Raw genomic sequence first — 13499 nt, 5'->3', positions numbered from 1 at the left:
GCGGTCAGCCGGTTTCGTGAATCCTGTTCTCCTGGAAAGAGGTTTTCCTGTGACGCTGGACGCGGATCGGACGCGCTCAGTCGCGCCCGACGGACTCGCCGAAGAGTCGACGGCGGTTTACCGGGCAGGCCCGGCTCCCGCCACGCGCACGCTTTACGACATTTTCGCCGAAACGGTGCGCCAGCACCCGGACGCGCTCGCGCTTGACGATGGAACCGAAAAAGCGACGTACCGCGATTTCGCCGCCCAGGTCGAAGAACTCGCCGGACGCCTGCGCGCCGCCGGGGTCGTGCCGGGCGACCGGGTCGGCATCCGGATGACGTCCGGTACGGCGGCGCTGTACCGCAGCATTCTCGCCGTTCTCGCCACCGGCGCGGCCTACGTTCCGGTCGACGCCGACGATCCGGCCGACCGCGCCGAGACAGTGTGGACCGAAGCCCAGGTGAGCTTGGTGCTGAGCGATGCGGGATTGCCGCCGTCGCACGGGCCGCAGTGGCCACGGGTCCGTCCGCAGCCGCAGGACGACGCCTGGATCATCTTCACCTCCGGCTCCACCGGCAAGCCGAAGGGCGTCGCGGTCACCCATCGCGCGGCAGCGGCCTTTGTGGACGCTGAGGCCCGGTTGTTCTGCGCCGCGCGGCCGCTCGGGCCGGGCGATCGCGTGCTGGCTGGGCTGAGTGTCGCGTTTGACGCGTCGTGCGAGGAAATGTGGCTGGCCTGGCGGCACGGCGCGTGCCTCGTCCCGGCTCCGCGCTCGCTCGTCCGCGCGGGCGCCGACCTCGGGCCGTGGCTGGTGGAGCGCGGCGTGACGGTCGTGTCGACGGTGCCGACGCTCGCCGCACTGTGGCCAGTGGACACTCTGGCCGGCGTCCGGCTGCTCATCCTCGGCGGCGAAGCGTGCCCGCCGGAGGTGGTGACGCGCTTCGACGACGGCAAAAGGGAAATCTGGAACACTTACGGCCCAACGGAAACCACCGTTGTCGCGTGTGCGCAGCGGCTGCGCGCGGGCGAGCCGGTGCGGATCGGGCTGCCGCTCGACGGCTGGGAACTCGCGGTCGTGGACCCCGACGACCCGGCGGGCATCCCGGTGCCGTGGGGCCGCAACGGCGAGCTGGTGATCGGCGGGGCCGGGCTCGCCCGCTACCTCGACGCGGCGAAGGACGCCCAGAAGTTCGTGCCGCTGCCGGGGCTCGGCTGGAGCCGCGCGTACCGCAGCGGTGACCTGGTGCGCGCGGTGCCGGAGGGGCTGGAGTTCGTCGGCCGCGCGGACGGCCAGGTCAAGATCGGCGGACGGCGCGTCGAACTGGGCGAGATCGACGCCGCGCTGCGGGCGCTGCCGGGCGTGGCCGCGGCGGCGACGGTGGTGCGTCGCACGGACAGCGGCGCGCAGGTGCTGGTCGGCTACGTGGTGCCGGAGGGCGAGAGTCTCGATCGTACGGCGGCGCGCGGTCTGCTGCGGGACCGGCTTCCGGCGGCTTTGGTGCCACGACTGGCGTTGGTGCCGGATCTGCCGGTGCGTGCGTCCGGCAAACTCGACCGCGACGCGCTGCCGTGGCCGCTGGAGGAACCGTCCACCGCTCCGGTGGTGCCGTCCGATCCGAAGCTGGCGTGGCTGTTGCAGGTGTGGACCGAACACCTGGGAACCGCCGCTGGGCCGGACGACGACTTCTTCGACCTCGGCGGTTCGAGTGTCACGGCTGCGAGGCTCGTTTCCGTGCTGCGCGAACGGTATCCGGGCGCGGCAGTGTCCGATGTGTACTCCTGCCCGACGCCGCGTGCACTCTACGAGCGACTCGACGGAGCGCCGGTCGAAACCGTCGCGGTGGAGTCGCAAGCCGCAGCGGTGCGCGGCAGCGGATGGTGGCAGGCCGGGGTGCAGCTGGTTTTGCTGGCGCTCTCCGGAATGCGGTGGCTGCTTTCGGTTTCGCTGCTCGGGGCGCTGGTCTCGCTGGTGCTGCCAGTGCAATGGCTGCCGAGGATGTCGTGGTGGGTCCTGGTGCCAGCGTGGCTGGTGCTGCTGAGCCCGCCCGGACGGATGCTCCTTGCCGCAGGCGGTGTGCGGTTGCTGCGCGGAAAGCTTGCGCCGGGGGAGTACCGCCGGGGCGGCATTGTCCACATGCGACTGTGGACGGCCGAACGGTTCGCTGCCGTGGTCGGCCCACCGGGCGTCGCCGGAACACCACTCGCCGCGCCGTACGCCCGGTTGCTCGGCAATCGCGTCGGGCATGGGGTCGATCTGCACTCGCCGCCGCCGATCAGCGGCCTCGCCGACTTCGGCGACGGCTGCGCGATCGAGCCCGAGGCGGACCTGGTCGGCTGGTGGCTGGACGGCTCGGTACTGCGGATCGGCCGCGTCCGAGTCGGTGCCGGGGCCCGGGTCGGCGGCCGCAGCACCTTGTTGCCGGGCACGGATCTCGGCACCGGAGCGGTACTGCTGCCGGGCTCGACGCTCGACACCCGCGTGCCAGACGGTGCGATCTGGGGCGGTTCCCCGGCCGGCCCGTCCGGGGAACGTCCTTCGCGGCCCACCGAAGCTGCACCGCGGGCGAAGCGATACTCGCTGGCCTTCGCGCTCGGCGGGACGCTGCGGTCGGTCTTCATGTTCGTGTCCGCGATCCCGTTGATCGTCGTCGCGCTGCTGCTGATCCCGACGGCAGACGACCCCCGCAGCGCCGCGCTGGCCATCCTGCCGTGGACACCGCTGCTCGTATTCGGCGTAATTGTCTTGTACGCCTTGACAATCGTCGTCCTCGTCCGGCTGGCCAGCCTCGCCGTGCGACCGGGCACCTATCCGGTGCTGAGCCGCGCGGGCTGGGCAGCCTGGTTCGTGCACGAACTGCTCGAAATCGCCCGGCGGCAGCTGTTCCCGCTCTACGCGGCGCTGGCGACCCCGGTCTGGATGCGGCTGCTGGGCGCGCGGATCGGCCGCGACGTCGAACTGTCCACTGTGCTCAGTCTGCCGTCGCTGCTGCGCGTGCGAGACGGAGCGTTTCTCGCCGATGACGTCCTCGCTGCCCCGTACGAACTGGACCGCGGCTGGGTCCGGCTAGGCGTTTCCGAAGTCGGCGAACGCGCCTTCGTCGGCAACTCCGCCGTCGTCGGTCCAGATCGGACACTCGGCTCCGGCGCGCTCGTCGGCGTCCTGTCTGACACCCCGGCCGACGTTCCCGAAGGCACTTCCTGGCTCGGCCGCCCGGCGCTGGAGCTGCGCCGTACCGCCGACACCGTCGACCCCGCCCGCACGTTCGCGCCGCCACGCCGGTTGAAGGTGGCGCGCGCGGTGGTCGAGTCCTTCCGGATCGCGCCGCTGCTGATCGCGGGCCTGCTCGGACTCGCGGTGACCGCAGTTCTGTCCGGAGTGGACATCGCGGACGGCTTCTGGGTCGCCGCTGCCCTCGCGCCCGCGGTGTTCGTGTCGGCCGGTCTCGTCGCCGCACTGCTGACGACGCTGGCGAAATGGACGCTGGTCGGCCGATTCCAGCCGGGCCGGCATCCACTGTGGAGCGCGTTCGTGTGGCGGAACGAGCTGTACGACACCTTCGTCGAGACGCTCGCCGTCCCGTGGTTCGCCGGGTCGTTCCTTGGCACGCCGGTGCTGAACTGGTGGCTGCGGACGCTCGGTGCCCGCATCGGACGCGGCGTGTGGTGCGAGAGCTACTGGCTGCCCGAAACGGACCTCGTCCATCTCGGCGACGGTGCGGTCGTGAACCGCGGTTGCGTACTGCAGACACACCTGTTCCACGACCGCGTCATGCGGCTGGACCCGGTCCGTCTCGGCCATGGCGCGACGCTGGGCCCGCGTGCGTTCCAGCTGCCGGGCAGCGGGATTTCGGAAGGGGCGACGGTGGGGTCGGGGTCGCTGGTGATGGCGGGGGAGACGGTGCCCGCGCGGACGAGGTGGCGGGGCACCCCAGTCCGGCCCTGGCGGTGAGCGGGGTCGTGAGTGTTTATCCCGGTTAGAACCGGGATAAACACTCACGACCACCACCTACGGAAGCCGGGTATACGCCGCCCCTTTGGCCAGCGCCCCCTCCACCTCCTCGCCGGACAGCCCCGCCGCCGCAAGCACTTCCCGGGTATCCGCCCCCGGAGCCCGAGGCGATTCCGCAGCGCAACCCGGCGTACGCCCGAGCTTCACCGGCACCCCGACCCCGCGATATCCGTCCCGCTCCACCACCATCTCCCGATGCCGCACCTGTGGAGCGTTCATCGCCTCCGCGAGGTCGTGCACCGGAGAAGCCGGAACTCCCTTGGCCAGCAACAGCTGCGTCAGCGAGTCCCGTTTGTACTGTCCAATCAGCACACTCAGCTCGGCCCGCAACGCGTCCACATTGCTCACCCGGTCGGCATTGGACGCGAACCGCGGATCGGCAGCCAGCCCAGGCGCGCCAAGCACCTCGGCCAGCGCCGCGAACTGCCGGTCGTTCCCCGCGCCTACGAAGAACAGCCCGTCCGCCGTCGAAAAAGTCTCGTACGGCGCGATCGACGGATGCGCCGAACCCGTCCGCCGAGGCACCGCGCCGTCCGCGAGCCAGGCCGCGGAATGCGGATGCAGCAGGCTGATCACCGTGTCCAGCAATGAACAATCCACCAGCTGCCCGAGCCCGGACCGCTCCCGCTCGTGCAGCGCCAGCAGGATCCCGGAGAACCCGAGCACCCCGGTCACCACGTCGACGACCGGCACCCCGATCCGCAACGGCGGCCCGTCGGCCTCGCCGTTCACGCTCATCAGCCCGCCGTACGCCTGCAGCACCGCGTCGTACCCGGGCAGCCCGCCGAGCGGCCCGTCGGTGCCGAAACCCGTGATCCGGCAATGGATCAGCGCCGGATACGCCGCCCGGATCGTCTCGTCCGGCCAGCCCCAGCGCGCGAGCGTGCCCGCCTTGAAGTTCTCCACCACCACGTCCGCGCCCGCCAGCAGCGTGCCGAGCAGCTCCCGACCGTCCGGACCGGACAGATCGAGCACGATGTTCTTCTTGCCCCGGTTGAGATTCGCGTAGTACGCGCTGGTCCCTTCGGCGAGGAACGGCGGGCCCCAGCCCCGCGTCTCGTCGCCCGACGGCGATTCGACCTTCACCACCTCGGCGCCGTGGTCGGCCAGCATCTGCGTGCAGTACGGCCCGGCCAGCACCCGCGAAAGGTCCAGCACCCGCAGCCCGTCGAGCGCGCCCATCAGTACGACCTCGGCAGCCCGAGCACGTGCTGGGACACGTAGTTCAGCACCATTTCCTGGCTGATCGGCGCGAGCCGCAGCAGCCGCGCCTCCCGGAAGTACCGTTCGACGTGGTACTCCCGCGCGTACCCCATCCCGCCGTGGGTCTGGATCGCCTGGTCGGCGGCCTGGAACCCGGCGTCCGCGCACAGCCACTTCGCCATGTTCGCTTCTTTGCCGGCCGGCAGGCCGTTGTCGTAGCGCCAGGCGGCGTTGCGCGCCATCAGCTCCGCCGCGTCGAGCCGGGTCGCGGCCTCGGCCAGGGGGAACGCGAGCCCCTGGTTCTGCCCGATCGGACGGCCGAACACCTGCCGTTCCCCGGCGTACCGCACGGCCCGCCGCAGCGCCGCCCGGCCGATGCCGAGCGCTTCGTGGGCGAGCAGGATGCGTTCCGGGTTGAGCCCGTCGAGCAGGTACCGGAAGCCCTTGCCCTCCTCGCCGACGCGCGCCGATTCCGGCACCCGCAGGCCGTCGATGAGCACCTCGTAGGACGACACCGCGTTGCGGCCGAGCTTGGGGATCGCGCGCAGCTGCACGGCGTCGGACTCGATGTCCACGACGAACAGGGACATGCCGTCGGTCGGCTTCTCCACCTCGTCGCGGGGGGTGGTGCGGGCGATCAGCACCATCTTCTGCGACTGGCCCGCCTTGGTGATCCAGACCTTCCGGCCGTGCACCACGTAGGAATCGCCGTCGCGCCGGGCGAAGGTGGAGATCCGCGTGGTGTCGGTGCCCGCATCCGGTTCGGTCACGCCGAAGCAGACGTGCAGCGAACCGTCGACCGCGCCGGGCAGGATCGCCTGGCGCATTTCCTCGCTGCCGTGCTTGACGATCGTGTTGAGCCCGAAGATCGTCAGGTGCATCGTGCTGCACCCGTTCATCCCGGCCCCGGACGCGGCCACCTCTTCCAGCAGCAGCGCGGCTTCGAGGATGCCGAGCCCGCCGCCGCCGTACTGCTCCGGGATCGCCATGCCGAGCCAGCCCGCCGAGGCGAACGCGTCGTAGAACTCGCGCGGGAACTCGGCGCGTTCGTCGCGCTCCGCCCAGTACTCGTCGGGGAACCGGGCGGCCAGGTCGCGGACGGCGCGCCGGATGTCCTCCTGGTCTCGGGTCAGCTGGAAGTCCACAGTGCTGCTCTCCATCGTGCGTATATGAGAACGCCAAGTTCGGATATACGTCCAACGTAAGACGGCGCGCGCTCCGGGTCAAGCGCCGTCCGGGGCGGATGTCGCGATAGGGTTCGTATCTACGAACGCAGGGGAGGCCGCCGTGCCCGAATCGACCGCCAAGGCCCACCGGACGGTCGGGCGCGTCACGAGCATCCTGGAGTGCGTCGCGCGCCAGCCCGGGATGCGGCTGCACGAGCTGTCGGTCGCCCTCGACGCGCCGAAATCCTCGGTGTTCGGCCTGGTCAAGGGCCTGGTGTCGACCGGATACCTGATCGAGGCGGACGGCACGTACCGCCTCGGCCCCGCGCTGGGAAACCTGCTCACCGGCGGCCTGCCCGGCATCGCGACCGCGGCCCGGCCCGCGCTGGAGGAACTGCGCCGCCGCTTCGGCGAGACGGTGATGCTCGGCGCCGCGGTCGGCGATTCGCTGATCTACGTGGACGCGGTCGAGTCCGAGCAGCCGATCCGGTACTCCGCGCCGCTGCGCACCCGGCGGCCGCTCTACCCGCCGAGCGCGGGCAAGATCTTCCTCGCGCACTGGTCGGCGCGCCGCCGCGAGGCGTATCTGAAGTCCGTGCTTCCCGATGCCGACCGCGTGCAGGCCGCGATGGCCGAACTCGAGACCGTCCGCGCCGAGGGGGTCGCGCTCAACCGCGGCGAAACGCTGCCCGACGTGAGCGCGGCGGCCCGGCCGATCCTGGTCGACGGGGAGGTCGTCGCGGCGATCGCGGTCGCGGGCCCGACCACGCGGATTTCCGGACGGCTGCCCGAGATCGGCGACGCACTGGCCGGCATCACGGCGGCGGTCGTCCAGCGCTGGGAAGCCGCGCGCCAAAGCTGAACGCTCGTGCGCGCCGATCGCGGTGAGAACCGTGATCAACACTCACGACACCCTTGACCGGTGTGTCGGCGGTCTCTTAGCATCCGGATATACGCATCAAGCGTTCTCAAATACGCACGCAACGGCGCGCGCCGGCTGGCTTCCGCTCGCCTGTGCCCCAGTTCCGGAGAGCAGGACCATGCCCAGTGTGGTGAACGACAGCGTTGGCACGACCCGGAAAGCCCCGCGCGGAGTCGGGGTGGCGGTGGTCGTCGGCTCCGCGCTCGAGTGGTTCGACTTCTACCTCTACGCGTCGATGGCCGCGCTGGTGTTCGGGCACGTCTTCTTCCCGCCGGGCAACGACGCGACCGCGACGATGGCCTCGGTCGCGACCTTCGCCGTCGGCTTCCTGGCCCGGCCGATCGGCGGCATCGTGTTCGGCGCGCTCGGCGACCGGATCGGCCGGAAAAAGGTGCTGTCCTGGACGTTCGTGCTGATGGGCGTTTCCTCGGCGGGAATCGGGCTGCTGCCCAGCTACGCGAGCGCCGGGCTGCTCGCGCCGGTGCTGCTCGTGGTGCTGCGGCTGTTGCAAGGGCTCGGCGCGGGCGCGGAATTCGGCGGCGCGATCGCGGTCGCTTATGAGCACGCGGATCCGCGCAAACGCGGGCGGCAGGGTTCGTGGCCCGCGCTGGGCGTGAACGTCGGGCTGCTCGTTTCGTCGCTGGCCGTCGCCGGACTGACCACTTTGGACAAGGAATTCCTGCACGGCTTCGGCTGGCGGATCCCGTTCCTGGCGAGTTTCCTGCTGGTCGGCGTCGGACTGTGGGTGCGCCGCCGGGTGCCGGAAACGCCGGAGTTCGAGAAGATGGTGCAGCGCAAGGAAAACCGCCCGCGCGGATGGGCGAACCGGCCGCTGGTGAAGCTGTTCCGCAGCGATTGGCGTGCGCTGGCCGTGGTCATGGTGATCACCATCGGCTACAACGGCGTCAGCTATGTGTTCAAGACGTTCTCGCTCGCCTATCTGACGAATTTCCGCGGTGTCCCGGCGAATATCGGCGCACTGGGGATCAGCATCGCGAGCGGGGTGGCGATCGTGACGGTGCCGATCGCCGGCTGGATCAGCGACCGCGTCGGAGCGAAAAAGGTCGTGGTCGCCGGAGCGGTGGCGACCGGGCTGCTGGCGTTCCCGTTCTTCTGGCTGCTGGACACCGGAACCAGCTGGTTCATCTGGCTCGGCCTGGTGATCGCGACCGGCATCGTGGTGCCGGCGATGCTGTCGGCGCAAGGCGCGTTCCTGGCCAAGCAGTTCCCGGCAGAGGTCCGATCGACCGGCCTCGGCACCGGGCGCGAGGTCGGGGGAGCGGTGTCCGGCGGGCTCGCGCCGCTGGCCGCACTGGCCATTGTGGAGGCATCCGCGACGCACGCGACCTGGGGCGTTTCCCTGCTGTTCGTCGCGGGTGCGCTGTGCATCGGGATCGGCGCGCTGGCCGATCAGAGCCGCAGCGCACTCAACTGAGCCGCGGCCACCGACGGGTCTTCGGCAGGGCAGCGCCATAGACGGCATCGGCGACCGAGCGCTTCAGGTTCGCGCAGTGATGCAGGACGTGGGCCGGAAACCCGTTGCCGGACGGACGTTCCGGCGGTTTCTCGGCCCCGGCCGCCACGAGCGTCCACCCGGAACCGAGTTCGATGAGGCTCCGGTGTTTCGTGGTGTAGTACTCCGGCGAAACGTCGAAAGCCACGCCGGTCGCCCCCGCCGCGGCGGCGACCAGATGCAGGTGGAAGCGGCTGGAGAGCCACGTCTGCCCGGGCGCGAGCGGCAGGCCGCGATGCCACACGTCGCGGAACGGGTGGAACTCCGCGCCCGGGAGTTCGTGTTCCAGCAACGCGAAAACCTCGCGGTCGACGCGCGGAATCCCTTCCACCACCGCGAGTTCGCCCGGCGGCAGTCGCCACGCGCGCACCAAGTCGAGCACCTGCGCGGCGAGCACGGACGTCGGCTCGGTGCCGATGTCGGACTGTACACAAAGGACGAACTCGCGCGACGTCGGTGTCGTCGGCGGATGCGGGTCGAGAAAGACGTCGTCACAGGTCCGTTCGACAGCCGCGACCCCGTGCAGGAGTTCGGCGGAAGGATCGTCGCGGACGTCGACGACGTCGAACCGTTCGGCGAGCGCGCGCAGCAGTCCGGCGGCGCCCGGCGGGAACGGGACGAAACCCTGTCCGGTCATCGCCGAGCGCGCGCCGGAACGCTGTGCGGCCGCGGCCGCCCCGGCGACCAAGCCGAGGTGCCGCGGCCACAACGCGTTGACGTAGCCGCCGCCGATCAAATGCACGACGTCGAGCCGGCCGAGCAATTCGATCCCCGCGTCCCAGCGCGGCGCGCGACCAGGGTCGTGCACCGCGCTTTGCACCCAGGACGCGACTTCCCACGGATCATCCGACGGGGCTTCGCCGCACAGCCGCCACAAAGTGTCGGTGCAGCGCAGCCGCGGGTGCAGGTCGCCGAACAAATGCTGGGCCGGTCCCGGCGAATGCGTGTCGAGCCAGACCTCGGCGTCCGGTTCGGTGCGGGCCAAGCGGCGGATCCAGGCCGCGGCGATCAGTTCGTCGCCGAAGTTCGGATACCCGCTCGGCCCGACCAGATAGTGCCGGCGGGGAGCAGGGGCACGGGTCACGAAGCGACGCTGAGCTGCGTGTCCAACGCCTGTTCGCCCTGCGCCTTTTCGCTGCCGCTCGGCTCGGCCTGCACGCGGTCCTTGGCGACGCCGTCGCCCTCGAGCGCGGTCGTGATCGCCTGCGCGCGCTCTTCGGAAAGCTTCTTCGCCTTTTCCGCGTCCGGGTAGCCGGCGTGGGTTTCGACCTTCAGCTTGACATCGTTGCCCTGCATGGCTTTCGCGATCGCGGCGAGGCCTTCCTTGGCCTTGGCGGTGAGTTCCGCCTTCTCCGGCTCGAACTTGATCGGCGAGGCCTGCGCGGCCTGCTGGATCGCGGCGGTGACCTGCTGTGCGGCCGGGCCGTTCTGCCCGTTCGCGCCGTCCGCTCCGTTCTGGCCGGACGCGCCGTTCTGCCCGGCGTCGCCGGACTGGCCGGCCCCGCTGGACTGCGCGGTGTTCTGCCCGGACGCGCCGGACCCGGACGAGTCGTTCGATCCGCCCGACCCGCACGCGCTGACCAGGGCGATGACAGCTGCGGCCCCGACGACCGCCTTGACGAGTGCCCTCTGCATGAGAATTGCGCTCCTTCGGCTGGGTTCGCCGGGATCTGACCACGGGGTCAGTGCGGCGGCAACCGCGGCTCACCCGGCCGCAGGTCCGAGCAGCCGCGCGGTTTCGCGCCGTCAGCAGGGCGGGCGGCGGCTCGCGGCTTCGCTCGCCGGAACCGACATCCACCCGGGTGAGGGACCCGTTGAGTCCACAAAGGACAGTTCGGGCGGCTTCTCCGGCTGATGTATAACGCCCTATTCAGCCCGGCTTAGGCGGTTCGCCCGGCGGTGAACCGGAGGCGCGCGTCCGCTCTGTTCCGGAGTCGGACCGCTGCGGATTCCAGGGGTGCATCTCAGGGTGTTCCCCGATGTCGAGCGGTCACAGCCGCCAGCATGCTGAGCGATGTGACCCTCATAACGCGGAAGCCCATGGCGACCGCACCGGTGCTCGCCGGTGCCGCCTTAGCTCTTTCGCTGGTGCCGATCCTCCTGTTGCACGTGGTGGCGGGCGAGATCGACCCGGTCCGCGACGTGATCAGCGATTACGTCTTCCCGCCGGGCGGGGCGGTGCTGCTCGCGGCCGCGTCGCTCGGGCTGGCGGCGGCGTCGCTGGCGGTGCGGCACGCCCTGCTCAAACAGGGGTTGCCGAAGGGCAGCCCGGAGTCGGTGCTGATCGCGTTGTGGTCGGCCGGATTGGTCGTCGCGACGTTCTTCCCCACCGATCCGACCGGGGTGGAGACGTCGTTTTCCGGTGCGGTGCACCGATATGCCGGCGCGGCGATGTTCGTGTGCCTGCCGTTGGCGGGATGGTTGCTGGCGCGCCGGCGGCCGGAAGCGAAGGCGGTGCGCTGGCTTTCCCTGGCGTCCGGGGCCGCTTCGCTCGCGTTTCTGCTGGCGCACTTGCCCTTGCTGGAGCAGTCCGTGCCCGAGTTTCTGGGGTTGTTCGAACGCGTGTTGTACGCCCTGCTCTACGCACAGCTTTTCGCTCTCACCGCGACGGCGCGAGCCGAGGTGCCCGCATGACGGTCTTCGCCATTCTGCTCGCCGCGCTCGGCGCGGTTTTCTTTTCCGTGGGCGCGCTTTTGCAGCACCGGGTGGTCACTGGACTGCCTGGTCGGCCGCGGATCGGGGAGCTGATCCGGGCGCCGCGCTGGCTCGGCGGTCTGGCGCTGCTGGGTTCGGGGGCGGGCGTGCACGCGATCGCGCTGGGCATGGCTCCGCTGACCGTCGTACAGCCGGTCGGGGTCATCGCCGTCGCGATCACCGCGATTCTCGACCGGCGACGGCGGGACCTGCCCGCGGTCGCGGTCACCATGCTCGGCGTCGGGACGTTCGTGACCGTCGCCGCGGGCAGCACCACGAGCACCGAAGTCAGTGCCGATGCCCAGGTGCGGGCGGCATTGCTGGTGCTGGGGGCCGTGGCGCTGCTGACGTTGATCGGCGCGATTTCCTCTCGTCCGTCGATCCGCGGGCTGTGTTTCGGCGCCGCCGGCGGTGCTGCCTACGGCTTCGTTTCGGTGCTGATGCGAGCGGTCGCCCTCGAAGTACGCGAGGGCACCGTCGACTTCGGCACGGCGGTGTCGGTCGCCGCGATGGCGGCGGCGCTGCTGGCCGGTGGCTGGCTCGTGCAGTTGTCCTACCGGTGCGGTCCGCCGCATCTCGCCGTCGCCTGCCTGACGGTCGTGGATCCGCTGGTCGCGGTGGGTCTCGGGGCCGGCGTGCTCGGCGAAGCCACCCACCTCGACGCGACGGCGACCGCGGTCGCGCTGACCGCCGCGGTGCTGGCGGTCGGCGGCGTCGCGGTGCTGAGCCGCAGCAAATCTTCTCCTGTCCACTCCACCAGATCGGAGCATCCTGTGAACGACGACCGGGCTTTGCGCATCGTGGTCGCCGCCGAAACCTATCCGCCGGACGTCAACGGCGCGGCGCAGTTCGCGTACCGGCTGTCGACCGGCCTCGCCGGCCGCGGGCACGAGGTGCACGTGATCACTGTCGACCCGGAGGGCCCGGCGCGCACCGAAAGAGACGGCGACGTCACGGTGCACCGCGTCCGGTCGCATCGCACCCCGTTCCACCGGACCTTCCGGATCGGCCTGCCGTGGGAAGTGAGCAAGGACGTCGCGGCGCTGCTGGACGAGCTGCGTCCGGATCTCGTGCACGTCCAGGCGCATTTCGTGGTCGGCCGGTACGTCCTGAAGCACGCCGCCGCGATGGGCGTGCCGGGGGTGGCGACGAACCACTTCATGCCGGAGAACCTGTTCGGCCACGTGCGGGTGCCGACGTGGCTGCGCGGCGCGGCTTCGCGGTGGGCGTGGCGCGACCTGACGCGAGTCTTCTCGTCGGCCCGCGTGGTCACCGCGCCGACGCCACGTGCGGTGGAACTGTTGCACGACAACGGTTTCCATCGTCGAGCGGTCGCGGTCTCTTGCGGGATCGACATCGACCGCTACCGGTTGCGCGAGGTTTCGCGGTCGTCCGACGATCCGACGGTGTTGTTCGTCGGACGGCTTGACGAGGAGAAGCGCGTGGATCAGCTGTTGCGCGCGGTCGCACTCGTGCCCGGACTGCGCGCGGAAATCGTCGGTGACGGTTCTTGCCGGGCGGAATGGGAAAAACTCGCGGGCGAACTTGGTATCGCCGACCGGGTGCGGTTCCGCGGGTTTGTGTCCGAAGAGGACTTGCTGGACGCCTACGCGGCCGCGGATCTGTTCTGCATGCCGGGAATCGCCGAACTGCAGAGCCTCGCGACGATGGAGGCGATGGCGGCTGGGAAGCCGGTGGTGGTCGCGGACGCGATGGCGCTGCCGCACCTGTGCCGTCCGGGATACAACGGCTGGCTTTTCGAACCGGGCAACGTGGGCGAGCTGGCCGAGCGGCTGCGTGCGGTCCTCGCCGACCCGGCGACGCTGGCGCGGATGGGGGCGGCGAGCGGCAAGATGATCGCCGGGCACGCGCTGGAGTCCACTTTGGATTCTTTCGAGGCTTGCTATGCCGAAGCGATGGGCAGGGTCGCGGCGATGCCCGCGGGGCAGGCTGCCTGAGACTGCCGGGGTGCTGGGGACTGGGGCTTGAGTCTTGGAGGCTGGGGGGGCT

9 protein-coding genes are annotated in these 13499 nt (G+C 70.6%); 5 read left to right on the top strand and 4 right to left on the bottom strand.

Annotated elements, in window-relative coordinates; translation table 11 throughout:
- Positions 1–49: 49 nt before the first annotated feature.
- Positions 50–3931 carry a Pls/PosA family non-ribosomal peptide synthetase gene (locus tag ACFSVL_RS37395; RefSeq protein WP_378311359.1) on the top strand — a complete coding sequence of 1294 codons (3882 nt, stop codon included), beginning with the start codon at positions 50–52 and terminating at the stop codon, positions 3929–3931.
- A 57-nt stretch (positions 3932–3988) separates the two neighbouring features.
- Here the strand turns inward: ACFSVL_RS37395 and ACFSVL_RS37390 are convergent, their stop codons facing one another.
- Together ACFSVL_RS37390 and ACFSVL_RS37385 are read right to left on the bottom strand one after the other, a co-directional pair.
- Positions 3989–5173: a CaiB/BaiF CoA transferase family protein gene (locus ACFSVL_RS37390; RefSeq protein ID WP_378311358.1), complete on the bottom strand. Its 1185-nt coding sequence runs from the start codon at positions 5171–5173 to the stop codon at positions 3989–3991.
- Entirely contained in the window at positions 5173–6354 is a 1182-nt protein-coding gene (locus ACFSVL_RS37385) for an acyl-CoA dehydrogenase family protein (protein ID WP_378311356.1), read from the bottom strand. The genes ACFSVL_RS37390 and ACFSVL_RS37385 overlap by 1 nt, the downstream gene beginning before the upstream one ends.
- Before the next feature lie 127 nt (positions 6355–6481).
- Here ACFSVL_RS37385 and ACFSVL_RS37380 point away from each other — a divergent pair, with 127 nt between their 5' ends.
- Positions 6482–7222, top strand: a complete 741-nt coding sequence (locus ACFSVL_RS37380; RefSeq protein ID WP_378311354.1) for an IclR family transcriptional regulator — start codon at positions 6482–6484, stop codon at positions 7220–7222.
- A gap of 178 nt (positions 7223–7400) precedes the next feature.
- On the top strand, positions 7401–8717 hold the full coding sequence (locus tag ACFSVL_RS37375) for an MFS transporter (protein WP_378311352.1): 1317 nt from the start codon (positions 7401–7403) through the stop codon (positions 8715–8717).
- Here ACFSVL_RS37375 and ACFSVL_RS37370 read toward each other — a convergent pair.
- Positions 8710–9879 carry a polysaccharide pyruvyl transferase family protein gene (locus ACFSVL_RS37370; RefSeq protein WP_378311350.1) on the bottom strand — a complete coding sequence of 390 codons (1170 nt, stop codon included), beginning with the start codon at positions 9877–9879 and terminating at the stop codon, positions 8710–8712. The two genes, ACFSVL_RS37375 and ACFSVL_RS37370, sit on opposite strands and share 8 nt — an antisense overlap.
- Complete coding sequence (locus tag ACFSVL_RS37365; protein ID WP_378311349.1) at positions 9876–10430, bottom strand: OmpA family protein; 555 nt, start codon at positions 10428–10430, stop codon at positions 9876–9878. The genes ACFSVL_RS37370 and ACFSVL_RS37365 overlap by 4 nt, the downstream gene beginning before the upstream one ends.
- A 405-nt stretch (positions 10431–10835) precedes the next feature.
- Here ACFSVL_RS37365 and ACFSVL_RS37360 point away from each other — a divergent pair, with 405 nt between their 5' ends.
- On the top strand, positions 10836–11429 hold the full coding sequence (locus ACFSVL_RS37360; protein WP_378311347.1) for a DUF998 domain-containing protein: 594 nt from the start codon (positions 10836–10838) through the stop codon (positions 11427–11429).
- Positions 11426–13447, top strand: coding sequence for a glycosyltransferase (locus tag ACFSVL_RS37355; protein ID WP_378311346.1), 2022 nt, complete (start codon positions 11426–11428; stop codon positions 13445–13447). The genes ACFSVL_RS37360 and ACFSVL_RS37355 overlap by 4 nt, the downstream gene beginning before the upstream one ends.
- The last annotated feature ends 52 nt before the right edge of the window (positions 13448–13499 follow it).

It is taken from the genome of Amycolatopsis silviterrae (genome assembly GCF_042684085.1).
Taxonomy (GTDB): Bacteria; Actinomycetota; Actinomycetes; order Mycobacteriales; family Pseudonocardiaceae; genus Amycolatopsis; species Amycolatopsis silviterrae.
Note: the sequence above shows the minus strand (reverse complement) of the source record. Positions and strands in the feature narration are given on the sequence as shown.

Coding starts and splice junctions, on each gene's coding strand:
- ACFSVL_RS37360 (WP_378311347.1), top strand. CDS start 10,836: ATGGCGACCGCACCGGTGCTCGCCGGTGCCGCCTTAGCTCTTTCGCTG.
- ACFSVL_RS37365 (WP_378311349.1), bottom strand. CDS start 10,430: ATGCAGAGGGCACTCGTCAAGGCGGTCGTCGGGGCCGCAGCTGTCATC.
- ACFSVL_RS37385 (WP_378311356.1), bottom strand. CDS start 6,354: ATGGAGAGCAGCACTGTGGACTTCCAGCTGACCCGAGACCAGGAGGAC.
- ACFSVL_RS37390 (WP_378311358.1), bottom strand. CDS start 5,173: ATGGGCGCGCTCGACGGGCTGCGGGTGCTGGACCTTTCGCGGGTGCTG.
- ACFSVL_RS37375 (WP_378311352.1), top strand. CDS start 7,401: ATGCCCAGTGTGGTGAACGACAGCGTTGGCACGACCCGGAAAGCCCCG.
- ACFSVL_RS37355 (WP_378311346.1), top strand. CDS start 11,426: ATGACGGTCTTCGCCATTCTGCTCGCCGCGCTCGGCGCGGTTTTCTTT.